We start from the raw sequence: 24,178 nt of genomic DNA, 5'->3' as shown, positions 1-24,178 counted from the left end.
ACCAGCGCCCATGAAAAATCGCAAACTGTCATCCAGACTGCTGTATCCTGCCCCAGCTTTTCGAAGCCTCATATGCGCCAAGCGCTGCCTTTTCACTCACACTTGCGAGGAACGACGAGATGCATGAAATCCCGAATCTTCCCTTCCCAAGCCTGAACCCTGAAGAGCAATCCGTTGCTGTCCACGCTGAACCGACGCCCGGCGTCGAGCAGGACGGTGACGATCAATCCAGCGCCGACCAGGAATAGCCGCGCACCCCTGCGACAGTGTGAAAACGGCTGACCTGCGGGATATCCCCGTCATCACGTTTTCACACCGCCAGCTCCCCACCAGTGTGTGGTGCCCTGGCACCGCCCTGGCCGTACCCGGTTTCGACAGACTGACGCCTTTCACACAGCGGAGGCCGCCATGTCACGTCGCTCGACCCTCGATTCTGCCGAAAGGGCTAGGATTCGCGCACTTACCCCGGCACAGGTCGTTGTCATCAGTGAGCTTTCCGGCGCACAAGACGTCGCCACCTCACTGAGCGACCATTTTGATCGAGCATTCGATCTTGGCGCACTTTACCCGTCAACGCTGCTTGACCTGGAGCTTGAAGGCGCCCTGGATGCAGCTCTGGCCAAGGACAGCGCTAAACAGCACCTTAATCATTTTCTAGGGCGTGAAACGTCCCTGCAGGTGAACCTGGACGATTGCGCGCTGTTTTATGCAAGCTTGGCCAGACAGCTCATCAAAGACGCCGACACCCACAAGTTTCCCGAACTGCTTCCACGAGCGCATCTGGACGCCTCTTATGCAGTCTGCAGCTTTGGCCAAGCACTTTGGCACCATTACCCGAGTCTCAGACGGACGGACGCCTATCTCATAGCAACGCTGCTGCTTCGCGGCCAACTGACCGCAGCATCCAACCGCGGCTGGCACGCCCCCCTGGAAACCAGCAAGTACCTTGATCTCCCGCTCCTCGCCGGCCACCTGTTCGCACATGCTCCCGGCAGCAGCCTGTTCGAAAAGCTGCTCAACCAAGCGCAGGCGTCGTTCTACTACCAAGGATTGCGATACAGGCATCCCACCACTCGCGAGCGCGAGGCGGGCGGGCTGGCGAACCCTTCTGGGCGCATCGCAATGGACGGTTCGGCCCTGAATGCACCGCCTGGACAGGTCGTCGAAGCGCTGCTTGGCGCCAGAGCTTTCGAACGCCTGGGCCAGCGCCTGGCGACGGCAGCCCAAGGGGACTACACCCCGACAACCGCTGCACTGCATCGCGCCCTCGCTGAGCAGGCGCTGATCGATGCACTCTATCCAGCGGAGCAGCGCCGACCAGGCCACATTCTGGATTTCGAGCTGTTCAATGCCCATAACAAGTACGAACACTTCAGCGAGATTCGGCTCGACCTGGTCAACAGTCTCTACATGCATCTCGGCGGTGTACCCGCCATGGCGGAAATCGCCGCCGAACTGCTGATACGCCGTTTCGCGCCAGAATTGCTGATCGACGATGACTCCCCTGACTATCTGTATGAGCCCGACTTGCGCTGGGCCAACCTGCGCCAAGGCGCCTACCTGTTGCAGGCCCGGCGCAAACCGGTGACCTTCGACGCTGCGGAGGGCGCCACCAACCTGCCTGAGAAGGACACCGCGGTGTTCGAACGGGTTCTGGCCCAAACCCTCGCTGAGTGGGCGCAGTTGCAGGGTATCCTCACCGAGTCGCCGCCATGGTCGCAATCACACTGGCAACAGGCTTATGACCACTACCTCATTGCGTGGGATCGAGAAAGCTTGCGGGACCTGCCTGATCGTTTCGATCTTGCCAGCTGGCAACTACGCCAGGCGGGGATCGCGCCTGACAGCAGAAATGCGGACAAACAGTTGCACCTCAACGCTTATCTGGACCACGGCGCTGGCTACCAGCACAGCAAACTGCCTGACGCCACGGCACTCTACGACCATGAATTCAAGGCGTGGCAACGACGCGCCCAGGCAGTCTACGAAGACATGATGCACCGCTTGCTGCGCCATCTTCCGCAAACGGCTCAGCGCCAATTGCGTGACGGCAGGTGGCAGTGCCATGCGGTCACTTGGCCGACCTACATAGGTCCTGTCAAAGGCGGCATTCCCAGGCAGGAACACTCGCCGGCCTCTGACTGGAAGCCAGAAATCGGCACCCAAGGGATAGTCGTCTATCTTCCCGGGGAGGCGGCAGATACCCTTTATGAACTGTTTCCGGAAACATTGAAATGGCGCCGCCACGTCGTTACCGCACAGCGGCGCGCGGTATGGACCGCAACACTTCATTTCGACTACCGGGAGTACAACGAAGTCGATCTCCCCTGGCACACCAGCTCCATTGCAGAAACTGTCGCGCTGGCCAGTGCACCGAACGAAGACCGGTTGCAGGCACTGGCCCGCTGTTACGCCACTTCGGTGGCCCTGGGGAACCGCGATGAGCTTTACAGCAGCGGCAAGGGCGCAACGCCTCTCGAACTTTTTCTTGCCGAAAAGCGCAAGGACAGCACGGGGCGCTATCTGTTAAGACTGCTCTCCAACAGTGTGCCAGGACTCAGCTGCGCGGACGTTCGCAGTGGTACCGAAGCCCTGAGCTGCGGCTTGGACGCCCTTGGCGCCCTGGGCTCAACATTTGCCCTCGGTGGGCGCATCATAAGGCCCCTGGCGAGGCTATATGGTATGGCCGGCAAGAGCGCCAGCGCCATGCGCCTTGGAATGCTGCAAGCCGCCAGGTACTGGAAAGACCAGCCGATACCCGCCAAGCTGTATCGCCATGGCGCAGGCTCCGGAAGCTGGAGCGGCGCCCTCGATGAGAGTGCCCGCGCACAGCTCGGCGCAGTACTCCCTCAAGAAAAACTGCTACCCGGCCATAAACCCGATGTCATCACGCTGCTGCTCGGCGAAGGCGAGGATATCACCCGGGCCTGGGACAAGACGTCCAACCCGGTGGTCTACCCGATCTTTATCCTCCGCGACCCTGATCATGTAGACGCAATCATCAATGGTGTCGCCTACCGCCACCGGATCGGTCAATCCGCAGGCTTGGCCCAGCGTGTACCACAGACGCCATTGCTGTGGTCACAGCCCCCTGTGCGCCTGCCCCCCCCTTACCCCGACGCGCCACCACAGGGGATTGCGATACAGCTGGCGCCTGTTGCCAACCAAGCCGGCACGCCAGCGTACGGCCAGCAGGTCAGCCGGGCATTCGAGACCATTCGCATCGAACCAGTACCGATCACCTACCGGGCGAACGGCGCGAACAGCGATAGCGTTGCCCACGTCATGATCAGGGAGAACCGGCTGGTGCAGTACACCGAGGAAGTGATGCCCAACAGGGGCCGCCACACCCAACGCTTGATTCTCAAACCGTTGAGTGATGAAGACGCCGATTTGATGGGGTTACCCAACATTGCGCACTGTTACAACGAGGGAGTGCCTGGCTACCCCCTGAGCGAGCACTGGTTTGGCCTACCCGCCTCCATGACAGCCGACCAAGTCGCGCTGCTCACCGGCCATTGCCCACCCGTAAGGCTTGGCAGGCTGAGCCGAGTGCTCGCTGATCGGCGTACCTTGCGCGGTGCTCGCGTACACTATCGCGATCGGGACTGGTTGCTGGTCGAAGCCGATACCGGCGTATTCTATGGCACACCTTTCGATTTCGAGGCTTGGCAACGCAGTCAGGTAGCAGCCCTGCTAAATGGCACGCTGAGCCCTACCCGATATCCCGTGCCAGAGCAAAGCACACGCCTGACATTCACCCGGGTCACTAACCTCGACGCCATCACCCAGTATCTTGACGTCAGCGAAACCTATCGAATAGTGGCCTCTCGACCTGACCTGCAACAAGACATCGACAACCTCGCAGGCTTGTTGCGCGACTGGATGCGCCACCAGCGACGCACCGCGCCCCCCACCGGGCCGACCGCCCTGCATAGTGCGCTCGACCAAATGGAGGAATCGCAGTACCCACTCTTCGCACGTAATATTCTGACATCAGCCCATGCCCAGGATGGCCTGGCCGGTTTTTCACTCACCGACGTGATGGGGCTGAACAAATCAATCATCCCCCGCTTCCATAACCTGGCCAGGTTCACCACCGTGGAGCAATTGCATGTAAACGGCATCCTCAATCGGTTGCTGCCGGCCTCAGGCACACGTGCCGAGTACGCCCCGATGACCCTAGCCCAGATGCTCACTGATGACGGCATGGAACAATTGAAGCAACATCTGTCGGGCGCCAACCTGGCCTTCGCCACAGTCACCTTCGGCAACGGCAATCGCCGCGTGTACTTCGCACTTTCCGGCGGCCGGGCCAGAAGGGGAATCATTGTCACCACCCCTGCGCCCGGCCAGCATCCACCTATCGACTACATCGACGCCCGCGCACGCATGCAGGGGGTGGACCCGGACCCACGCTTCACTCATCTCCCGGTATTGCGACGCGCCAACTGGCTGACCATCAGGAACCACCGCCGCCACCTGGACTCCGAGCGCCTGATCGCCTCGACGATCAATCAGGACCTTCTCAACCGGCCCGACGACGTGGCCAGCATCAAGGTCTTCACCCTGATGGATACTTGCCGCTCCTGTGGCGGCTTTGTCCTCCCCCGCCTACGCCTTGACTACCCGAATGCCGAGTTCAGCGTCAGTTGGCTGCTGCCGTACAACAACTGACGCTTGCGAGAGAATCTGGCGGTGGTCAAGGCGGCCATCGCTTCCAACGAAATCCTTCATCTACAAACCTTGGCCTGCGCGGCTATGATGTCCCGGCATTCGCTTTATCGGTTCCGGAACCTCTCATGCCCGAGCATCGGCCTTCATCCCTCGCGACCACGCCCCAGGTGGTCGCCATTGTCCTGTTCACCTTCATCGGCTACCTGAGCATCGGCATTCCGCTGGCCGTGCTGCCCGGCTACGTACACAACGAACTGGGTTTCAGTACCGTGATTGCGGGCCTGGTGATCAGTGTGCAGTACCTGGCCACCCTGCTCAGCCGCCCCACCGCCAGCCGCGTCATCGATAACCTCGGTAGCAAGAAAGCGGTCATGTACGGCCTGTTCGGCTGCGGCCTGAGCGGCGTTTTGATGCTGGCCTGCAGCTTCCTTACCCACCTGCCCTGGATGAGCCTGGCTTGCCTGTTCGTCGGCCGCCTGGTGTTGGGCAGCGCCGAAAGCCTGGTGGGATCGGGTTCAATCGGCTGGGGGATCGGGCGGGTCGGCTCGCAGAACACTGCCAAGGTCATTTCGTGGAATGGCATCGCCAGTTATGGCGCACTGGCCATCGGCGCGCCACTGGGGGTGCTGATGGTCAAGCAACTGGGCCTGTGGAGCATGGGCGCGAGCATCATCCTGCTGGGCGCGCTCGGCTTGCTGCTGGCCTGGCCCAAACGCGCCGCGCCGGTGGTCGCCGGCGTTCGCCTGCCGTTCCTGCGGGTGCTGGGAAAAGTGTTCCCCCATGGAGCTGGCCTGGCCCTGGGCTCGATCGGCTTCGGCACCATCGCCACCTTCATCACGCTGTACTATGCCAGCCGCGATTGGCCAGACGCCGCACTGACCTTGAGCCTGTTCGGCGCCAGCTTCATCTGTGCACGACTGCTGTTTGGCCACCTGATCAACCGTATCGGCGGTTTTCGCGTCGCTGTCGCCTGCCTGTCGGTGGAAACCCTGGGATTGCTGATGCTATGGCTGGCGCCGACGCCCGGATTGGCCCTGGCGGGTGCAGCGTTGAGCGGTTTCGGGTTCTCGCTGGTGTTCCCGGCACTGGGGGTGGAGGCGGTCAACCAGGTATCGGCGGCCAACCGCGGCGCGGCGGTGGGGGCCTACTCGCTGTTCATCGACCTGTCGCTGGGCATCACCGGACCGTTGGTGGGCGCCGTTGCGGCTGGCTTCGGCTTTGCCTCGATGTTCCTGTTTGCGGCTGGGGCGGCGGCGTGCGGGCTGGTGCTGAGCCTGTACCTGTATCGCCAGGCGCGGCGGATGCGCCAAAGTGCACATCAATCCTGATTCGGCTGTAGCTTCACCGGCCTAATCGCCAGCAAGCCGGCTCCCACAGGGTTAGCGCATGTCTCGGGCTTATGCGATCAGAGTGGGAGCCGGCTTGCCGGCGATTGGGCCGCATAGCGGCCCCGACAATATCACTAGCGCTGCGCGAACTGCAGCACTACCTCCAGCGGGTGGCGCAGTTGCTTCTCGGTCATGCGCTTGACCTGGCTGCGGCATGAATACCCAGTCGCCAGGGCCTCCCCCGCCTTGTCCAGCTTGGTCGCCCAAGACTGCTCGAAGATGGTCTTCGAGACCTCCTGGTTACGCGCCTCGTGCCCATAGGTACCAGACATACCGCAGCAGCCGGTGGCCTCGGTGACCAGCTTCAACCCCAGGCGGGCGAATACCTGCTCCCACTGCCTGGTACTGGCCGGCACATTGGTCTTCTCGGTGCAGTGGGCCATCAGGCGGAAGCTGTCGGCCTTGAACGGCGCCTGCTCGGGCAGCACGTTCATCAGCCACTCCTGGGGCAGCAGTACCGACGGGCACTCCACGCCATCGACCTTCTGGTACTCCTGGCGATAGACCAGGGTCATCGCTGGGTCCAACCCCACCAGCGGCACGCCGCAGTCGGCCAAGGCCTTGAGCTGGGTGGCGTTGCGGACCGCCGCCTTGGCGAAGGCACCGAGAAAACCCTGCACATGCAGCGGCTTGCCGTTGGCGCTGTAGGGCGCGAGGAACACCTTGTGCCCCAGGCGATGGGCCAGCTCGATGAACGAGGCCAGCAGTGGCGTCTCGAAATAGCGCGTGAAGGCGTCCTGCACCAGCACGATGCTGCGCTCGCGCTGGGCCGGGGTCAGCTCACGCAGCGCGGGCACGCTGGCAACCTGAACCCGGCAACGGGTCAGGGTGGCCTGGAAGTTGAAACGACTGATCAGCGGGCTGTCGACCATGCCGACCTTGTCCGCCAGCAGCCTGCTCACCCACTTCGAGCCCATCACCGCGTTGTACAGGCCCGGCGCATGAGCCAGGTACGGGATGGTGAACTCCAGCGAGCCGATCAGGTAGTCGCGCAGCGGACGCTGGTAGCGGCCGTGATACAGCTCGAGGAAGCGTGAGCGGAAATCCGGCACGTTGACCTTGATCGGGCACTGCCCCGCGCAGGACTTGCACGCCAGGCAACCGGCCATGGCGTCGTACACCTCGTGGGAGAAGTCGTGCTGCCCCTGCCGTTGCGCACGGCTGTTGCGCAGCCGCGCCGGCAACCCCTTGAGCCAGGAGGCCTTGCGCTGGGCGGCGGCGAGCACATCGATGTTCGCCTCGCCCTGCAGGCGCAGCCACTCACGGATCAGCGAGGCACGGCCCTTGGGCGAGTGCTGGCGTTCGCGGGTGGCCTTCCACGACGGGCACATGGCGTCGTTGGGGTCGTAGTTGTAGCAGGCGCCGTTGCCGTTGCAGTGCACTGCGCTGCCGAAGCTCTGCCACACGCGCTCATCGATGCTGCGGTCCAGGTCGCCGCGCAGGGTCACGCCATCCACCGAGGTCAGGCCTTCGGCGCTGTCCGGTGGGGTGCAGATCTTGCCCGGGTTGAGCTGGTTGTGCGGGTCGAACGCGCCCTTGAGCCGCTGCAGCGCCGGGTACAGCTCGCCGAAGTACTCCGGCACGTACTCCGAGCGCAGGCCCTTGCCGTGCTCGCCCCACAGCAGGCCCCCATAGCTCTTGGTCAGCGCCGCCACGGCATCGGAGATCGGCTTGACCAGCGCGGCCTGGGCCGGGTCTTTCATGTCCAGCGCCGGGCGCACGTGCAGCACACCGGCATCGACATGGCCGAACATGCCGTAGGCCAGGCCATAGCCATCGAGCAATGCACGGAAGTCGGCAATGTAATCGGCCAGTTGCTCCGGCGGAACCGCGGTGTCCTCGACGAACGGCTGCGGGCGCACTTCACCCTCTACGTTGCCCAGCAGCCCTACTGAGCGCTTACGCATCACATAGACGCGGGTCACCGCTTCGGCGCCTTCGGCGAGGGTGTGGCCCAGGCGCTCGACACTCTTGTCCGCCTGCAGGTGCGCGACGAAGGCCTGGACCCTGGCGTTGACCTCGTCCGGTTCGTCACCGCAGAACTCCACCAGGTTGATGCCCAGGGTCGGGCGCTCGGGGTCGGCCGGGAAGTATTCGGCGACGCTGTGCCAGACGATGTCCTTCATCGCCAGCATCAGCACCTTGGAGTCTACGGTCTCGATCGACAGCGGCTTGTGCGCCATCAGCGCATTGGCGTCGCGTAGGGCGTCCATGAAGCTGGTGTAGCGTACGTTGACCAGCACCGCGTACTTGGGGATCGGCAACACATTGAGCTTGGCCTCGACCACATAGCCCAGCGAGCCCTCGGCCCCGCACAGCACGCTGTTGAGGTTGAAGCGGCCCTGATCGTCGCGTAGGTGCGCCAGGTCGTAGCCGGTCAGGCAGCGGTTGAGCTTGGGGAAGGTGCTCTCGATCAACTCGCCCTGGGTTTCCTGGATCTCGCGGGCCATGCGGTACACCTCGCCGACCCGGCCTGGGGCGGCGCAGGCCTGCTCCAGCGCCGCATCGTCGATCGGCAGGCTGTGCAGGCGCTCACCGCCGAGCAGCACGCTGTGCAATTCGAGCACGTGGTCGCGGGTCTTGCCGTAGGTGCAGCTGCCCTGGCCACTGGCGTCGGTGTTGATCATGCCGCCGACGGTGGCGCGGTTGGAGGTGGACAGCTCCGGGGCGAAGAACAGCCCGTGGGGCTTGAGCGCGGCATTCAGCTGGTCCTTGACCACACCCGCCTGCACCCGAACCCAGCGTTGCTCAACGTTGATTTCAAGGATGCTGTTCATATGCCGCGACAGGTCGACGACGATGCCGTCGGTCAGCGACTGGCCGTTGGTGCCGGTACCGCCGCCACGCGGGGTCAGCTTGATGTCACGAAAACGCGGCTCGGCCATCAGCGTGGCGACCCGCGCCACGTCGTCGACGTCCAGCGGGAACACCGCCGCCTGGGGCAGGCGCTGGTAGATCGAGTTGTCGGTGGCCAGCACGGTGCGGGTGCCGTAGTCGGCGCTGATCTGGCCACGGAAGCCGCTGTTCTTCAGGGCGTCGAGGAATTCGGGGTATTGGGCGGCGGGCGCGCGGGGCGGCAGCTGGGCGATCATCGAAGGATGCCTCTTTGATATCGGCTAATTCACGGAAATCTTGTCGCTCCGGCATGAATGGATCATGGGAGGATTTCGAATACGTCAATGTTCCTGTAGTTTCGCGCCAGGGGCAAACGGATATTCCTGCCGCTATCGATGAGCTTTATGAATGAATTACCGCCACCTCACCCCTTCGATGTCGCTCCTTCTGGCTTTCGAGGCCGCCGCGCGGCATGAAAGCTATACCCGCGCCGCCGCCGAGCTGTCGCTGACCCAGAGCGCGGTGAGCCGGCAGGTGCAGGCACTGGAGCAACAGCTGGGGCTCACCCTGTTTCGCCGCGAGGGGCGTCAGGTGCAACTGACCGACGTCGGCCGCCTCTACCAGCGCGAACTCAGCGAAGCCCTCGGGCGCATCCGCAGCGCCACCCTGCAGGCCTTGGCCTATCAGTCGGGCGTCGGAACCCTGCGCCTGGCAACGCTGCCGACCTTCGGCTCGAAATGGCTGCTACCGCGCCTGCATGCCTTCTACGGCGCTCACCCCGGCATGCTGGTACACATTCATTCACGTATCGAAGCCATCAACTTCGACACTAGCGAAATCGACGCGGCCATCGGCGTTGCCAGCCACGACCTGCCCGGACTGATCTGCCATCGCCTGCATGCCGAGGAATTGGTGGTGATCCTGCCGCCCGAAGCCAATGCGGATGGCCAATGGAGCCCGCAAAGGATCAGCGAGGAAGTACTGCTCAACGTCGCCAATAACCCCCATGCCTGGGGCGAGTGGTTTTCCCACCATGCCCTGCCCCACCGGGCGATGCGCCTTGGGCCAAGTTTCGAGCTGACCTCGCATTTGATACAGGCGGTTCGGGCAGGCATAGGCATTGGCCTGGTGCCCAGGATCCTGGTGCAGGAGGAACTGGCCAGCGGCGAACTGTTCAGCCCGGGCACACCGTTTGCCAGCCAGCGTAGCTACTACCTGATCTATCCACCCAGGAACGAGGCATTGCCATCGTTGCGAGCGTTTCGTGGCTGGTTGCTCGAACAGATCTGAGGCCTGCACAGGCAACAAAAAACCCGATGCCGGTTATTCGGCATCGGGTTTTTTGTTGGTGCGCCTCAGCGCTTACTTGGCGATGCTGCCGGCAGCGCCATTGGCCTGGGAGCCACGCTTGCTCTTGAGCTGGTAGGCCACATACATCACTACCAGCCACACCGGCATCGCGTACACCGACACCTGGATGCCCGGAATCTGCAGCATGATGCCCAGGATCAGCACCACGAACGCCAGCACCAGGTAGTTGCCGTACGGGTACCACAGGGCCTTGAACAGCGGCTTCTGGCCGGTGCGGTCAAGGTGTTGGCGGAACTTGAGGTGCGAGTAGCTGATCATCGCCCAGTTGATCACCAGGGTCGCCACCACCAGCGACATCAGCAGCTCCAGGGCATTCTGCGGCATCAGGTAGTTGAGCAGCACCGCGATCAGGGTCACGGCTGCCGAGACCAGGATCGAACGTACCGGCACGCCGCGGCGGTCGACCTTGGCCAGCGCCGCCGGCGCATCACCTTGCTCGGCCATGCCCAGCAGCATGCGGGCGTTGCAGTAGGTGCCGCTGTTGTACACCGACAGCGCCGCGGTCAGGACCACGAAGTTCAGCAGGTGGGCCGCCACGTCGCTGCCCAGCAACGAGAACACCTGGACGAACGGGCTGCTGCCGTAGCTGCCGCCGGAGGCGTCGATGCTCGCCACCAGGTTGTCCCATGGGGTCAGCGACAGCAGCACTACCAGGGCGCCGACATAGAAGATCAGGATGCGGTAGATGACCTGGTTGATCGCCTTGGGGATCACGGTCTTCGGCTTGTCGGCCTCGGCGGCGGTGAAGCCGAGCATCTCCAGGCCACCGAAGGAGAACATGATGAACGCCAGCGCCATCACCAGCCCGCTGACACCGTGCGGGAAGAAACCACCATGGGCCCACAGGTTGGTCACCGAGGCTTCAGGACCGCCGCTGCCGCTGGTCAGCAGGTAGGCACCCAGGCCGATCATGCTGACGATGGCCACCACCTTGATGATGGCGAACCAGAATTCGGCTTCGCCAAAGAACTTCACGTTCATCAGGTTGATCGCGTTGATCAGCAGGAAGAACGCCGCCGCGGTTACCCAGGTCGGGATTTCCGGCCACCAGTAGTGGACGTACTTGCCCACCGCCGACAGTTCCGACATGCCCACCAGGATATACAGCACCCAGCAGTTCCAGCCCGACAGGAAACCGGCGAAACCGCCCCAGTACTTGTGCGCGAAATGGCTGAAGGAGCCGGCCACCGGCTCTTCGACGATCATCTCGCCGAGCTGGCGCATGATCATGAAGGCGATGAAGCCGCAGATCGCATAGCCGAGGATCATCGACGGACCGGCGGACTTCATCACGCCGGCCGAGCCCAGGAACAACCCGGTGCCGATGGCGCCGCCCAAGGCGATCAATTGGATATGGCGGTTCTTCAAGCCACGCTTGAGTTCGCCGGACTGTGAGTTATGTCCACTCATGAACGAAGTCACCTGCTTGTTTTTATCTGTGACGGAATCGGACCCACCGCACTCGTGGCGCAGCGGAATGGGCAAGGTGGTTACCTTGGATACTTGTGACGGGCAGTCGCTCGTGGCCTTGGTGGCCAGGGGCGGATCAACCGGGTGTCAGCAAGCGTGCGCGGTACGCAAGGGAGTCACAGGTAAAACGCGGCGCATTGTATACCCCTGCAAACGCGCAGGCGTCAACGCGTTGCATCGTTTCCTGTGGAAAAAACGCAGCGTTCCTGGGGTGAAGGCCTGAAAAGGCGGAGTGATCGGCGTGCATGGCGCCTCCATTTTGTTGTTTTAAGTGCCTGGCGATCCTGCCTGGCTCTGCACACGGCAATGGCGCTATCTCAGCGCCTGGGCGGGGGTTTGGGAAGGGGGTGGAGAGGGCCGGGGAGGCTCTGGCGCGCAGGCTTTGGAAAGATTTTGTGACGAAGAATGGAAAAGCACAGCTAAGCCGGGCAAAACGCCCAAAAACGTATAACTTTCTTTACAAGGTGGTTTGAAAATTTGCCACTAGTCGGGAAATTTTCTGTCCGTTCAAGTACTTGGGGCCGCCTTGCGCCCCATTGCGGGGCAGGCCCGCTGCCTCGATGCGCACACTATTCGTGGGAGCGGCTTGCCCCGCGATGGGCCATTTACCGCAGGCACAAAAAAGCCAGCCCGAAGGCTGGCTCTCTCGCTACCGGGCCGAATCAGCCGCGCGGCTTGCCGCGACCACGACCTGCCGGCTTGTCGCCTTCAGGACGGGACGGACGCTTGCGCATCTCGCTCGGACGCTCGGCCACCGTGCTGCCGCGGTTGCCCTTGCGCGGCGCTGCGTCTTCACGCGGCGCACGTGCCGGACGCTCGGCTTGGCCTTCGGCGGCAGGACGCAGGGTGCGCACGCGCTCGCCACGCCCCAGCGGACGGGTCGACTTGCGCTGCAGGCGCTCGAGCTTGTCCTTGGCCTTGAGCTTCATTTCCGGCAGTGCCACCGGCTGCAGGCCGACTTCCGCGGCGAGAATGTCGATCTCGCCCTGGCTCATTTCGCGCCAGCGGCCCATCGGCAGGTCGGAGTTGAGGAACACCGGGCCGAAACGCACGCGCTTCAGGCGGCTGACCACCACACCCTGGGATTCCCACAGGCGACGCACCTCACGGTTGCGTCCTTCCATCACCACGCAGTGGTACCAGTGGTTGAAGCCTTCGCCACCTGGCGCCTTCTGGATATCGGTGAACTTGGCCGGGCCATCCTCGAGCACCACGCCGGCCTTGAGCCGGTCGACCATGTCGTCGTCGACTTCGCCGCGCACACGCACTGCGTACTCGCGGTCCATTTCATAAGACGGGTGCATCAGGCGGTTGGCCAGCTCACCGTCGGTGGTGAACAGCAGCAGGCCGGTGGTGTTGATGTCCAGGCGGCCGATGTTGATCCAGCGGCCCTCTTTCGGCCGCGGCAGGCGGTCGAACACGGTCGGGCGGCCTTCCGGGTCGTCACGGGTGCAGATCTCGCCGTCGGGCTTGTTGTACATGATTACGCGGCGGGTCGCCTCGGCGGCTTCGACGCGCTTGATCAGCTTGCCGTCGACGGTGATGGCGTCGTGCAGGTCGACGCGCAGGCCGAGGGTGGCCTCGACGCCGTTGACCTTGATCCGGCCCTGGCCGATCCAGGCCTCGACGTCACGGCGCGAGCCGACGCCGATGCGCGCCAGCACCTTCTGCAGCTTTTCGCCGGACGGCGGGGTAGGTTGTTGGTCTTGCAGGTCTTTGTCACTCATCTGGGCACCTCCCGGTGTAGTAGTGAAAGCGGGCGCGCATCATACGCGGTTCAGCAAGGGAACGCACTGGAGGGTAGAAGGTTTTTGCCGATCGTTCAGCAGATTCCGCCCAAAGGCGCAAGCCAGCTTCCACAGAGTTAGGTTGTCAGGCCTTTGGTTCGTCCTCGGGCTCGGTGGAAGCCTCATCGCGCAAATCATCGAAATCGATCTTGAGCCCTTCTTCCATTGCGTCGAGCTCCACCAGCAGCGAGCGGAAGCTGGTCTCCTCCTTCGGCTCCATTTCCTCGCCCTCCTCGCCCAGGCTGGCATCGGCCAGGGCTTGCAGGTGTGCGGGTACCGGCGCATCGTCCGGATCGACCTCGGGTTCCACCTCCAGCTCGCGCAGCTCGACCAACGCCGGCAGCTCATCGAGGCTCTTGAGGTTGAAATGATCGAGGAATGCCTTGGTGGTGGCGAACATCGCCGGTCGCCCGGGCACCTCGCGGTAGCCGACGATGCGGATCCACTCGCGTTCCATGAGCGTCTTGATGATGTTGCTGTTGACCGCCACACCCCGCACGTCCTCGATCTCGCCACGGGTGATGGGCTGGCGGTAGGCGATCAGCGCCATGGTTTCCAGCAGCGCGCGGGAATAGCGCTGCGGACGCTCCTCCCAGAGGCGGCCGACCCAGGGTGCGTAGTCCTCGCGGATCTGCAGGCGATAGCCGGTCGCTACTTCCTTGAGCTCGAAGGCGCGGCCAGCGCAGGACTTGCCCAGCACTTCCAGGGCCTTCTTGAAAACGGCGGGGGCCGGGCGCTCGGCCTCCTCGAACAGCTCGTACAGGCGCTCGAGGGATTGCGGCTTGCCCGAGGCAAGCAGGAAGGCCTCGATCAGCGACGCCAGTTCACGGGGTTCGTTCAGGTTCATCGATAGTTGTCAGGTCATTCTGCCCGGGCACGGACGTGAATCGGGGCGAAGGGCTCATTCTGCACCAGTTCGATCAAGGATTCCTTCACCAGCTCGAGAATCGCCATGAAGGTCACCACCACGCCGAGCTTGCCTTCCTCGCGGGTGAACAGCTCGACGAAGGGCACGAAGGCACCGCCCTTGAGGCGGTCGAGCACTTCGCTCATGCGTTCGCGGGTCGACAGCACCTCGCGGGTGATCTGGTGGCTCTCGAACAGGTCGTTGCGGCGCATGACCTCGGCCATGGACAGCAGGATCTCTTCCAGCGCCACCTCCGGCAACAACTTGCGCACCTTGGCTTGCGGAGCCTCCAGGCGCGGCACGACGACTTCGCGTCCGACCCTGGGCAACTCATCGATACCTTCGGCGGCGGCCTTGAACCGCTCGTACTCCTGCAGCCGGCGAATCAGTTCGGCGCGCGGGTCGCCCTCCTCCTCCTCGACCTCGCCGGAGCGCGGCAGCAGCATGCGCGACTTGATCTCGGCGAGCATGGCGGCCATCACCAGGTACTCGGCCGCCAGCTCCAGGCGCACGCTCTTCATCAGCTCGACATAGCTCATGTACTGGCGAGTGATCTCGGCCACGGGGATGTCGAGAATGTCCACGTTCTGCTTGCGGATCAGGTACAGCAACAGGTCCAGCGGGCCTTCGAAGGCTTCGAGGAAGACTTCCAGGGCATCCGGCGGGATGTACAGGTCGACCGGCATCTCGGTCAGGGCTTCGCCGTAGACCAGGGCCAGTTGCAGCTGGAACGGCGTCTGCGCCTCTGTGGCCGGCGCCTCGGGGGCTTGTACCTGGCTCACGCGTTGACCAGGAACGGCGTCGGATCCCCGCAGCCTTCACGGATTAGCTCGGGCTCGTCACCGGACAGGTCGATGACGGTCGAGGCCTTCAGGTCGCCGAAGCCGCCGTCGATGATCAGGTCGACGTGGTGCTCCAGGCGCTGGCGGATCTCGTAGGGGTCGGTCATCGGCTCCTCGTCGCCCGGCAGGATGAGGCTGACGCTCATCAGAGGTTCGCCCAGTTCCTCGAGCAGGGCCAGGACGATGGGGTTGGACGGCACGCGCAGGCCAATGGTGCGGCGCTTGTCGTGCATCAGCAGGCGCGGCACCTCGCGGGTGGCGTTGAGGATGAAGGTGTACGGGCCCGGAATGTGGGCCTTGAGCAGGCGGAACGTCGCCGTGTCGATCTTGGCGAAGGTGCCCATCTCGGACAGGTCGCAGCACAGCAGGGTGAAGTTGTGGTGCTTGTCCAGCTGGCGCAGGCGGCGCACGCGCTCGATGGCAGCCTTGTCACCGATCTGGCAGCCCATGGCATAGGCCGAGTCGGTCGGATAAACCACCACCCCACCCTTGCGGATGATCTCGACAGCCTGTTTGATCAGGCGCGGCTGCGGGTTCTCCGCATGAATCTGGAAAAATTGGCTCACGAAGTCGTCCTGTTCATACCGCCATAGGCTGTTCATGTCGGAATCGGCGCCACAGGGGTGGCAGGTCCTCAGGCAATGGCCGGTAGGCACCGATCTCGCCCCAGGTGCCAGGGCCGTGGAAGTCGCTGCCGGCGCTTGCCAGCAGGCCGAACTCACGGGTGAGGATCGACATCGTCCCCACCTGCTCGGGCGGCATCATCCCGTTGACCACTTCCAGTGCCTGCCCTCCAGCCTGAATATAGTCGGCAATCAGCCGTCTGCGCTTGCTGCGGGTCAGTTCGTAGTGCATGGGATGGGCCAGGCTCACCCACGCATTGGACTCACGCAGCGTCGCGACAGTTTCCTCAAGCGTCGGCCAGTGCAGCTTGACGTCGCCCAGCTTGCCGGCGCCCAGCCACTTGCGGAACGCCTCGCCGCGGTCCTTGACGAAGCCGGCGCGGACCATGAACTCGGCGAAGTGCGGGCGCGCCGGGGCGTTGCCGCTGTCGCCCAGTTCTTGCTGCACGGCCCGCGCGCCGTCCAGCGCGCCGGGCATGCCCTTGGCCGCCAGCTTGCGGTCGATTTCCTCGGCGCGCAGCCAACGACCGCGGTGCAGGTTGGCGATGGCATCGAGCAACGGCGGCGCGTCGAGGGGGAAGTCGTAGCCCAGCACATGAATGGTGGCGCCGCCCCAGGTGCACGACAGCTCCACGCCGCTGACCCACTGCATGCCGTTGTCCAGGCACGCCTGGCGCGCCTCCGGCAGGCCTTCGAGGGTGTCATGGTCGGTGAGCGAGAGCGTGCGCACCCCGTGCTCATGGGCCCGGGCGACCAGTGCCGTGGGCGACAGGGCGCCGTCGGAGGCCGTGCTGTGACAGTGCAGATCAACATTCATGGAGGAGCGCTTTCGCAGGAATCGATGTTTGTTATTATGCCGTCACATCCCGCTTCTGGCTGCCACTGTGAAACAATTCATCGATTTCATCCCGCTGCTGCTGTTCTTCATCGTCTACAAGCTTGACCCGCGCCCGGTCGATTTCGCCGGCCACGGCTTCGAGTTCGGCGGGATCTACAGCGCCACCGCCATGCTGATCGTCAGCTCCGTGGTGGTCTATGGCGCGCTGTTCCTGCGCCACGGCAAGCTGGAGAAGGGCCAGTTGCTGACCCTGGTCGCCTGCCTGGTGTTCGGTGGCCTGACCCTGGCCTTCCACAGCGAGACCTTCCTCAAGTGGAAGGCGCCCGTGGTCAACTGGCTGTTCGCCCTGGCGTTCGCCGGCAGCCACTTCATCGGTGACCGGGTACTGATCAAACGCATCATGGGCCATGCCCTGACACTTCCAGAAACAGTGTGGAACCGCCTGAACGTGGCGTGGATCGCCTTCTTCCTGGTGTGCGGCGCCGCCAACCTGTTCGTCGCCTTCACCTTCCAGGACATCTGGGTCGACTTCAAGGTATTCGGCAGCCTGGGCATGACCGTGCTGTTCCTGGTGGCCCAGGGGGTCTACCTGTCGCGCCACCTGCACGATGCCGACCCCTCCACCTCCAAACCCAAGGACTGACATGCTCTACGCCATCATCGCCAGCGACGTCGAAAACTCCCTGGAAAACCGCCTGGCCGCCCGCCCCGCGCATATCGAACGCCTGCAGCAGCTCAAGGCCGAGGGCCGTGTGGTGCTTGCCGGCCCGCACCCGGCCATCGACAGCAACGACCCGGGCGCCGCCGGCTTCAGCGGCAGCCTGATCGTCGCCGAGTTCGACTCCCTGGCCGCCGCCCAGGCCTGGGCCGACGCCGATCCGTACATTGCCGCGGGCGTGTACGCCAAGGTCGTGGTCAAGCCGTTCAAGCAAGTCCTGCCGTAACAGGCTTTACCGGGACGGGCTTCGCAGCGGCAAGCCCGCCCCCACGAAGCCGCTCCCTGCTACACCCCGCGCGGCACTACTCATAAAATCCGACGACTGGCCGACAACCTCCTGAATCGATACGAATCAGGAGTTCCAATGCGTCAAGGTCCGATGTCCCTGCTGCTTTGCCTGTTGCTGCTGTCCCCTTTCGCCACGGCCGAACAGCCGCTGTCGCTGGAAGCCGGGGCGCGGATCACCGACTTGCAGCAGCGCCTGGAAGAAAGCGAGAAACAGCGCACGGCGCTGACCCAGCAACTGCAGAACCAGGACAGCGAGCGTGAAAGCGCCCAGCTCGCCCGCCTGCGCCAGGACAACCAGCGCCTGAAGCTGACGATCAAGGAACTGCAGGCAGGCGCCAGCGCCCCGCGAAGCCCGCTGACCGACCAGCAGCAATGGTTCCTGATCGGCTCGGCCGTTGCACTGTTGTCCGCAGTCTGCGGTATCTTAGCCAGCGGCGGACACAGAAGACGCCGGCAATGGTTGAATTGAGTGAGAAATGAGCGAGCTGTTACTAATTGATGATGACCAGGAACTGTGCGAGCTGCTCGGCAGCTGGCTGACCCAGGAAGGGTTTGCGGTGCGCGCCTGCCACGATGGCCAGAGTGCGCGCCAGGCCTTGGCCACCCACGCCCCGGCGGCGGTGGTGCTGGATGTCATGCTGCCCGATGGCAGCGGCCTGGAACTGCTCAAACAGCTGCGCAGCGAACACACCGACCTGCCGGTGCTGATGCTTTCGGCCCGCGGCGAGCCGCTGGACCGCATCCTTGGCCTGGAGCTGGGCGCCGACGACTACCTGGCCAAGCCCTGCGACCCCCGCGAGCTCACCGCCCGCCTGCGCGCAGTGTTGCGCCGCAGCCACCCCAGCGCGCCCAGCAGCCAGGTGGAGATCGGCGACCTGATCTTCAGCCCGGTACGCGGCGTGGTCAGCATCGACCAGCGCGAGATGACCCTCACGCTGTCGGAAAGCCGCATCCTCGAAGCCTTGCTGCGCCAACCCGGCGAGCCGCTGGACAAGCAGGAACTGGCGCAGATCGGCCTGGGCCGCAAGCTCACGCTTTATGACCGCAGCCTGGACATGCATGTCAGCAACCTGCGCAAGAAGATCGGGCCGCACCCGGATGGCCGCCCGCGCATCGTCGCCCTGCGCAGCCGCGGCTATTACTACAGTCTGTAGTAAAACCGGGGCCGCTGCGCGGCCCTGTCATCTTTACCCAGCCTTTACCCTCGCCTGACCGCCCTTGACCTTGATCTCCCTAGACTGGGCTCATCCGGTAACCACCGGCCCCTGAAAGGAGAGACACCATGCGCAAGACCCTTATCGCCCTGATGTTCGCCGCCGCCCTGCCGACCGTGGCCACGGCCATGCCCGAAGGCGGCCCGCGCCACGACGGCCCGCATCATCGCGGTGACGCGCCTTTCGCCCAGCTGGACCTGAGCCGCGACCAGCGCCAGCAGATCGGCAAGCTGATGGGCGAGCAGATGAAGCAGCGCCGCGACATCAACGAACGCTACATCGCCAAGCTGCCCGCCGCCGAGCAGAAAGCCCTGAAGGACGAGCTCAAGGCCAGCCACGACAAGACCGAAGGCCAGATCCGCGCCTTGCTCAAGCCCGACCAGCAGAAGAAATTCGACGACCTGCGGAAGGAGCGCGCCGCGCGCAAGGCCGAGTGGCAGGAGTTCCAGGCCTGGAAGGCTGAAAAAACCGGCAAGGCCCAGTAAGCTGTCAGCCCGATGCCCGGCCCGCTTCCCAGCGCGCCGGGCTTTCGCCATTTCCTGGAGGTGCTTGTCTTGCGTTCACTGTTCTGGCGCATCCTGGCCAGCTTCTGGCTGGCCATCGCCCTAGTCGCCGGGCTGTCAATCCTGCTCGGGCACATGCTCAACCAGGACACCTGGATCCTCAGTCGCCACCCAGGCCTGAACAACCTGGCCAGCCACTGGGCCCAGCACTACGAACAGGAAGGCCTGGAGTCGTCGCAACGCTTCCTGGAACGGCGCAAGCAGCGCTACAAGATCGACGTGCAGGTGCTCGACGACAGCGGCGATGCCGTGGTCCCCGGCACCTTCCCGCGCCGCGCCGCGGCCTTCGAGGCACGCCAGCACAACGACGAACGTCGCCTGCCGTGGCGCCGCCTGACCGAGGAATACACCAGCCCCGGCAGCGGTGAGACCTACCTGCTGATCTACCGTATCCCCCACCCGGAGCTGGCCGCCTGGCACCGCGAAAGCCTTATCTGGCCGCTCAGCGCCCTGGGCATAGCCTTGGTGGTGCTGACCCTGTTCAGCCTGTTGGTAACCCTGTCGATCACCCGCCCGCTCAGCCGCCTGCGCGGCGCCGTGCACGACCTGGGGCAGACCAGCTACCAGCAGAACAGCCTGGCGCGGCTGGCCGTGCGCCGTGACGAGTTCGGCGTGCTGGCCAACGACTTCAACAAGATGGGCGCACGCCTGCAGAGCCTGATCGGCAGCCAGCGCCAGCTGCTGCGCGATGTGTCCCACGAACTGCGTTCACCCCTGGCCCGGCTGCGCATCGCCCTGGCCCTGGCCGAGCGCGCCGAGCCGGAACAGCGTCAGGCCCTGTGGCCACGCCTGACCCGCGAATGCGATCGTCTGGAAGACTTGATCAGCGAAATCCTCGTGCTTGCCCGGGTCGATGCCGAGCAGGCACATGCCGAGCCGGTGGACCTCAATGCCTTGCTGGGCGGCGTGCGCAAGGATGCCCAGCTGTCAGCGCCGGATCAGGAGGTGCGTCTGGAGATGCAGCCTGGCCTGACCCTGCAAGGCTGGCCGACGCTGGTCGAACGGGCGGTGGACAACCTGCTGCGCAATGCGCTGCGCTTCAATCCGGCCGGGCAGCCGATCGAGCTGCGCGCCAGCCGCGAACAGGACCGTATCGTGCTGAGCGTGCGCGACCATGGGCCGGGGGTGGCGGCCGAGCATCTCGCGCAGCTGGGCGAGCCATTCTTCCGGGCACCGGGGCAAGAGGCGCCGGGACATGGGCTGGGGCTGGCGATTGCACGCAAGGCGGCGGAGCGCCATGGTGGCAGCCTGAAGCTTGCGAACCATCCGCAGGGTGGGTTCGTGGCTACGCTGGAACTGCCCAGCGAAGTTAGCGCTGGCTGACTAATACAGGGGCCGCTGCGCAGCGGCCCCACTCAATCACTCGCCCCAGGCGCTGACGTACTCGGCAGTTTCCAGGATCGGCGCGGTGCGTGGCTCGGCCATTGGCGTGCCGACATACAGGTAACCGATCAGCTCTTCGTTCTCGGCAAGCCCCAGCCCCTTGTGCACATGGGCGTCGAAGGCCATGTCGCCGGTGCGCCATACCGCGCCGATACCTTGGGCATGGGCGGCGATCAGGATGCCATGGGCGGCGCAGCCGGCGGCCAGTCGCTGCTCGATCTTCGGCACTTTGAAGTGATCCTGCAGCCGGACGATCACCACGATCAGCAACGGCGCACGCAGCGGCATCGCCCGGGCCTTGTCGAGCGCCGCCTGGGTGGCTTCACCTTTGGCTTGCACGGCTTCGGCGAACAGCTCGCCGAGCTTTTCCCGGCCCTGCCCTTCGATGGTCAGGAAACGCCAGGGGCGCAGCTGGCCATGGTCAGGCGCACGCAATGCGGCCTGGAACAGCGCCTCGCGCTGGGCGGCATTGGGCGCCGGGTCAGTCAGGCGTGGCACGGAAACACGGTTGAGCAATGCGTCGAGAGCCTCCATGGGCTACCCTCCTGGCAGATTGAAAGTGCGGCCATTCTGCACCATCGAGGGGGATCGTGGGAGCGGGCTTGCCCCGCGATCCGGCCATCGCGGTGCAAACCCGCTCCGTGGAGGCCAGCAATCGGCGTTTACAAGACCCGGCCCACAGGTAGAATGGCGCCCTTTCCGTAGCGAGTCAGAGCAGATCACATGGCGTTGCCGACCTTAAGGATCATTGGTTTCATCATCGGCATCTTCCTGATCACCCTGGCGGTGAGCATGGTGGTGCCCATGGCGACCCTGGTGGTCTTCGAGCGCACCGGCGACATGCCGTCGTTCCTCTGGTCGAGCCTGATCACCTTCCTCGCGGGCCTGGGCCTGGTCATCCCCGGCCGCCCCGAGCACGTGCACCTGCGCCCCCGCGACATGTACCTGCTGACCGTCAGCAGCTGGCTGGTGGTCTGCGTGTTCGCCGCCCTGCCCTTCCTGCTGACCCAGCACATCAGCTACACCGACGCCTTCTTCGAAAGCATGTCCGGCATCACCGCCACCGGCGCCACCGTGCTCAGCGGCCTGGACAGCATGTCGCCGGGCATCCTGATGTGGCGCTCGATGCTGCATTGGCTGGGCGGCATCGGCTTCATCGGCATGGCGGTGGCGATCCTGCCGTTGCTGCGCATCGGTGGCATGCGCCTGTTCCAGACCGAGTCCTCCGACCGCTCGGAGAAGGTCATGCCGCGCTCGCACATGGTCGCCAAGTCGATCGTGGCGGTGTACGTCGGCATCACCGTGTTCGGCAGCCTGGCCTTCTGGTGGGCGGGGATGGGCCTGTTCGATGCGATCAACCACGCCATGTCGGCGATCTCCACCGGCGGGTTCTCCACCTCCGACCAGTCCCTGGCCAAATGGGATATCCCTGCGGTGCACTGGGTCGCGGTGGTGGTGATGATCATGGGCAGCGTGCCATTCACCCTGTACGTGGCGACCCTGCGCGGCCACCGCCGGGCGTTGATCAAGGACCAGCAGGTGCAGGGCCTGCTGGCCATGCTGGTGGCCACCTGGCTGGTCCTCGGCACCTGGTACTGGGCCACCACCGAGCTGCACTGGCTCGATGCCCTGCGCCACGTGGCGCTGAACGTCACCTCGGTGGTCACCACCACCGGCTTCGCCCTGGGCGACTACAGCCTGTGGGGCAACTTCTCGCTGATGCTGTTCTTCTACCTGGGCTTCGTCGGCGGCTGCTCCGGCTCGACGGCCGGCGGCATCAAGATCTTCCGCTTCCAGGTCGCCTACATCCTGCTCAAGGCCAACCTCAACCAGCTGATCCATCCGCGCGCGGTGATCAAGCAGAAATACAACGGCCACCGACTCGACGAAGAGATCGTGCGCTCGATCCTGACCTTCTCGTTCTTCTTCGCCATCACCATCTGCATCATCGCCCTGCTGCTGTCGCTGCTGGGCGTGGACTGGATGACCGCGCTCACCGGTGCCGCCGGGACCGTCTCGGGCGTCGGCCCCGGGCTGGGCGAAGTGATCGGCCCGGCCGGCAACTACGCGACGCTGCCGGATGCCGCCAAATGGATCCTTGCCGGCGGCATGCTGCTGGGCCGCCTGGAGATCATCACGGTGCTGGTGTTGTGCATGCCGGCGTTCTGGCGTCACTGACCGACAGACGCGTGCGGTACTCGCTCGGCGTGCTGTCGAACCAGCGGCGAAACGCCCGGTAGAAATTACTCGGATCAGCAAACCCCAGCAGGTAGGCGGTTTCCAGCAGCGTGGTGCCTGGCTGCGCCAGGTACTGCTCGGCCAGTTCGCGGCGGGTGTCGTCGAGCAGGGTCTGGAAGCTGGTGCCCTCGTCCTGCAGGCGCCGCTGCAAGGTGCGCTGCGAAAGGTGCAGGGCCTGGGCCACGGTTTCGCGCTTGGGCTCGCCCTGGGGCAGTATGCGGCAGAGCACCTGGCGCACGCGGTGGGTCACCCGACTTTCCGAGAAACGCGCCAGGTACTCGCCGGCGAAACGGTCGTGCAGCACCGCCATCGCCTCGTTGGCGGTAGGCAACGGCGCCTCCATGTCGGCGCGTGCGAACACCAGCGCGTCATGGGCCGCGCCAAACTGCAGCGGCGCGTGGAAAGCCACCTTGTATGGCTCGACATTTTTCGGCAGGGCGCCCTGGATCAGTACACGCCGCGGCTGGATCGGCCGCCCGCTGAGCCAGTTGCACAACGCCAGGGCACAGGCCAGCGAGGCTTCGGCGCTGTGCCGGGTCGGCGGCAGGTGATCGCCGTGCACGGTCAGTACCAAGGCATAGCCGTCGGGTTCGAGGCGAAAGCTCAAGTCCGAACTCTCTGCGATGATGCGCTGGTAGCGCACCAGTCGCTCGAAGCCCTCGGCCAGGGTACGACTGGACATCAACGCATAGCCCACCACATGGAACGAAGCGGGGCGTACCACCCTGGCCATGTTCAGGCCGATCGCCTCGTTGCCGGAAAGCTCGACCGCCAGCTGCCACAGCCGGGTCATCGAATCCTGGGTGAATCGCGCGTCGGGGTCGTCCAAGGCGGCGAAGTCGAGCCCGAGCTGCTTGAACATGGCCGGGCAATCGAGCCCTTCCAGCTCGAGTGCCTTGACGATCCCTGATGCCCAGCTGGCTGACGTGGTTCTCTCACTCATGACAGGCTCTTGTGCTGACCGCTCCTGCGGTGAACCGAAAGGATACTCAATTGGCGCCTATTGTCACTGGCCATCGCACCCAGTGACTCTAGA

General features: G+C 64.3%; 20 protein-coding genes. 11 read left to right on the top strand and 9 right to left on the bottom strand.

Going from position 1 to position 24,178, the window contains the following annotated elements; translation table 11 throughout:
- Positions 1-119: 119 nt before the first annotated feature.
- The 3 genes from BMY03_RS26775 (at position 120) to BMY03_RS18320 (ending at position 6,005) form a co-directional block, all read left to right on the top strand.
- Positions 120-248 carry a hypothetical protein gene (locus tag BMY03_RS26775; protein WP_023628479.1) on the top strand — a complete coding sequence of 43 codons (129 nt, stop codon included), beginning with the start codon at positions 120-122 and terminating at the stop codon, positions 246-248.
- Between the two features lie 160 nt (positions 249-408).
- Positions 409-4,677, top strand: a complete 4,269-nt coding sequence (locus BMY03_RS18325) for a deaminase domain-containing protein (protein WP_094011861.1) — start codon at positions 409-411, stop codon at positions 4,675-4,677.
- A 125-nt stretch (positions 4,678-4,802) separates the two neighbouring features.
- Positions 4,803-6,005, top strand: coding sequence for an MFS transporter (locus tag BMY03_RS18320; protein WP_038706578.1), 1,203 nt, complete (start codon positions 4,803-4,805; stop codon positions 6,003-6,005).
- Positions 6,006-6,139: 134 nt separating this feature from the next.
- Here the strand turns inward: BMY03_RS18320 and ydiJ are convergent, their stop codons facing one another.
- On the bottom strand, positions 6,140-9,157 hold the full coding sequence (gene ydiJ, locus BMY03_RS18315; RefSeq protein ID WP_094011860.1) for a D-2-hydroxyglutarate dehydrogenase YdiJ: 3,018 nt from the start codon (positions 9,155-9,157) through the stop codon (positions 6,140-6,142).
- 151 nt (positions 9,158-9,308) lie between these two features.
- Here ydiJ and BMY03_RS18310 point away from each other — a divergent pair, with 151 nt between their 5' ends.
- Positions 9,309-10,190, top strand: coding sequence for a LysR substrate-binding domain-containing protein (locus BMY03_RS18310; protein WP_038706580.1), 882 nt, complete (start codon positions 9,309-9,311; stop codon positions 10,188-10,190).
- Between the two features lie 72 nt (positions 10,191-10,262).
- Here the strand turns inward: BMY03_RS18310 and BMY03_RS18305 are convergent, their stop codons facing one another.
- From BMY03_RS18305 to BMY03_RS18280, 6 genes are all read right to left on the bottom strand, one after another.
- Positions 10,263-11,681 carry an amino acid permease gene (locus BMY03_RS18305; RefSeq protein WP_023632492.1) on the bottom strand — a complete coding sequence of 473 codons (1,419 nt, stop codon included), beginning with the start codon at positions 11,679-11,681 and terminating at the stop codon, positions 10,263-10,265.
- 722 nt (positions 11,682-12,403) lie between these two features.
- Positions 12,404-13,468, bottom strand: coding sequence for a 23S rRNA pseudouridine(2605) synthase RluB (rluB, locus tag BMY03_RS18300; RefSeq protein ID WP_038706581.1), 1,065 nt, complete (start codon positions 13,466-13,468; stop codon positions 12,404-12,406).
- A gap of 145 nt (positions 13,469-13,613) precedes the next feature.
- The gene (gene scpB / locus BMY03_RS18295; RefSeq protein WP_094011859.1) at positions 13,614-14,375 is read right to left on the bottom strand and encodes an SMC-Scp complex subunit ScpB; all 762 of its coding nucleotides are present in this window, start codon (positions 14,373-14,375) and stop codon (positions 13,614-13,616) included.
- A gap of 14 nt (positions 14,376-14,389) precedes the next feature.
- On the bottom strand, positions 14,390-15,088 hold the full coding sequence (locus BMY03_RS18290) for a segregation and condensation protein A (protein WP_167335934.1): 699 nt from the start codon (positions 15,086-15,088) through the stop codon (positions 14,390-14,392).
- Positions 15,089-15,213: 125 nt separating this feature from the next.
- Positions 15,214-15,843 carry an L-threonylcarbamoyladenylate synthase gene (locus BMY03_RS18285; protein WP_094011886.1) on the bottom strand — a complete coding sequence of 210 codons (630 nt, stop codon included), beginning with the start codon at positions 15,841-15,843 and terminating at the stop codon, positions 15,214-15,216.
- Positions 15,844-15,856: 13 nt separating this feature from the next.
- Entirely contained in the window at positions 15,857-16,717 is an 861-nt protein-coding gene (locus BMY03_RS18280) for a PHP domain-containing protein (protein ID WP_038706583.1), read from the bottom strand.
- Between the two features lie 67 nt (positions 16,718-16,784).
- On the opposite strand from BMY03_RS18280, the gene BMY03_RS18275 reads away from it, so the two are divergent.
- The 6 genes from BMY03_RS18275 to BMY03_RS18250 all read left to right on the top strand — a co-directional run bounded on the left by BMY03_RS18275 (position 16,785) and on the right by BMY03_RS18250 (position 20,844).
- Entirely contained in the window at positions 16,785-17,381 is a 597-nt protein-coding gene (locus BMY03_RS18275) for a septation protein A (protein WP_094011857.1), read from the top strand.
- Between the two features lies 1 nt (position 17,382).
- A complete protein-coding gene (locus BMY03_RS18270; RefSeq protein WP_038706584.1) occupies positions 17,383-17,682 on the top strand; it encodes a YciI family protein in 300 nt (99 codons plus the stop codon).
- A gap of 138 nt (positions 17,683-17,820) precedes the next feature.
- Positions 17,821-18,213: an SH3 domain-containing protein gene (locus BMY03_RS18265; protein WP_023632893.1), complete on the top strand. Its 393-nt coding sequence runs from the start codon at positions 17,821-17,823 to the stop codon at positions 18,211-18,213.
- Positions 18,214-18,220: 7 nt separating this feature from the next.
- Positions 18,221-18,898 (top strand): response regulator transcription factor, encoded by a 678-nt coding sequence (locus BMY03_RS18260; RefSeq protein ID WP_038706585.1) that lies wholly within the window; start codon positions 18,221-18,223, stop codon positions 18,896-18,898.
- A gap of 128 nt (positions 18,899-19,026) precedes the next feature.
- Positions 19,027-19,443 (top strand): Spy/CpxP family protein refolding chaperone, encoded by a 417-nt coding sequence (locus tag BMY03_RS18255; protein WP_094011856.1) that lies wholly within the window; start codon positions 19,027-19,029, stop codon positions 19,441-19,443.
- Between the two features lie 12 nt (positions 19,444-19,455).
- Positions 19,456-20,844 (top strand): sensor histidine kinase, encoded by a 1,389-nt coding sequence (locus tag BMY03_RS18250; protein ID WP_094011855.1) that lies wholly within the window; start codon positions 19,456-19,458, stop codon positions 20,842-20,844.
- Between the two features lie 36 nt (positions 20,845-20,880).
- Here BMY03_RS18250 and BMY03_RS18245 read toward each other — a convergent pair whose 3' ends face one another.
- Positions 20,881-21,438: a nitroreductase family protein gene (locus tag BMY03_RS18245; protein WP_094011854.1), complete on the bottom strand. Its 558-nt coding sequence runs from the start codon at positions 21,436-21,438 to the stop codon at positions 20,881-20,883.
- A 189-nt stretch (positions 21,439-21,627) separates the two neighbouring features.
- Here BMY03_RS18245 and BMY03_RS18240 point away from each other — a divergent pair, with 189 nt between their 5' ends.
- Positions 21,628-23,082, top strand: a complete 1,455-nt coding sequence (locus BMY03_RS18240) for a TrkH family potassium uptake protein (RefSeq protein WP_038706587.1) — start codon at positions 21,628-21,630, stop codon at positions 23,080-23,082.
- On the opposite strand, the gene BMY03_RS18235 is transcribed toward BMY03_RS18240, so the two are convergent.
- Positions 23,039-24,085 carry an AraC family transcriptional regulator gene (locus BMY03_RS18235; protein WP_094011853.1) on the bottom strand — a complete coding sequence of 349 codons (1,047 nt, stop codon included), beginning with the start codon at positions 24,083-24,085 and terminating at the stop codon, positions 23,039-23,041. The two genes, BMY03_RS18240 and BMY03_RS18235, sit on opposite strands and share 44 nt — an antisense overlap.
- Between the last annotated feature and the right edge of the window lie 93 nt (positions 24,086-24,178).

Source organism: Pseudomonas soli (genome assembly GCF_900110655.1).
Lineage (GTDB): Bacteria > Pseudomonadota > Gammaproteobacteria > Pseudomonadales > Pseudomonadaceae > Aquipseudomonas > Aquipseudomonas soli.
This window is presented reverse-complemented; position numbering and strand designations above follow the sequence as displayed.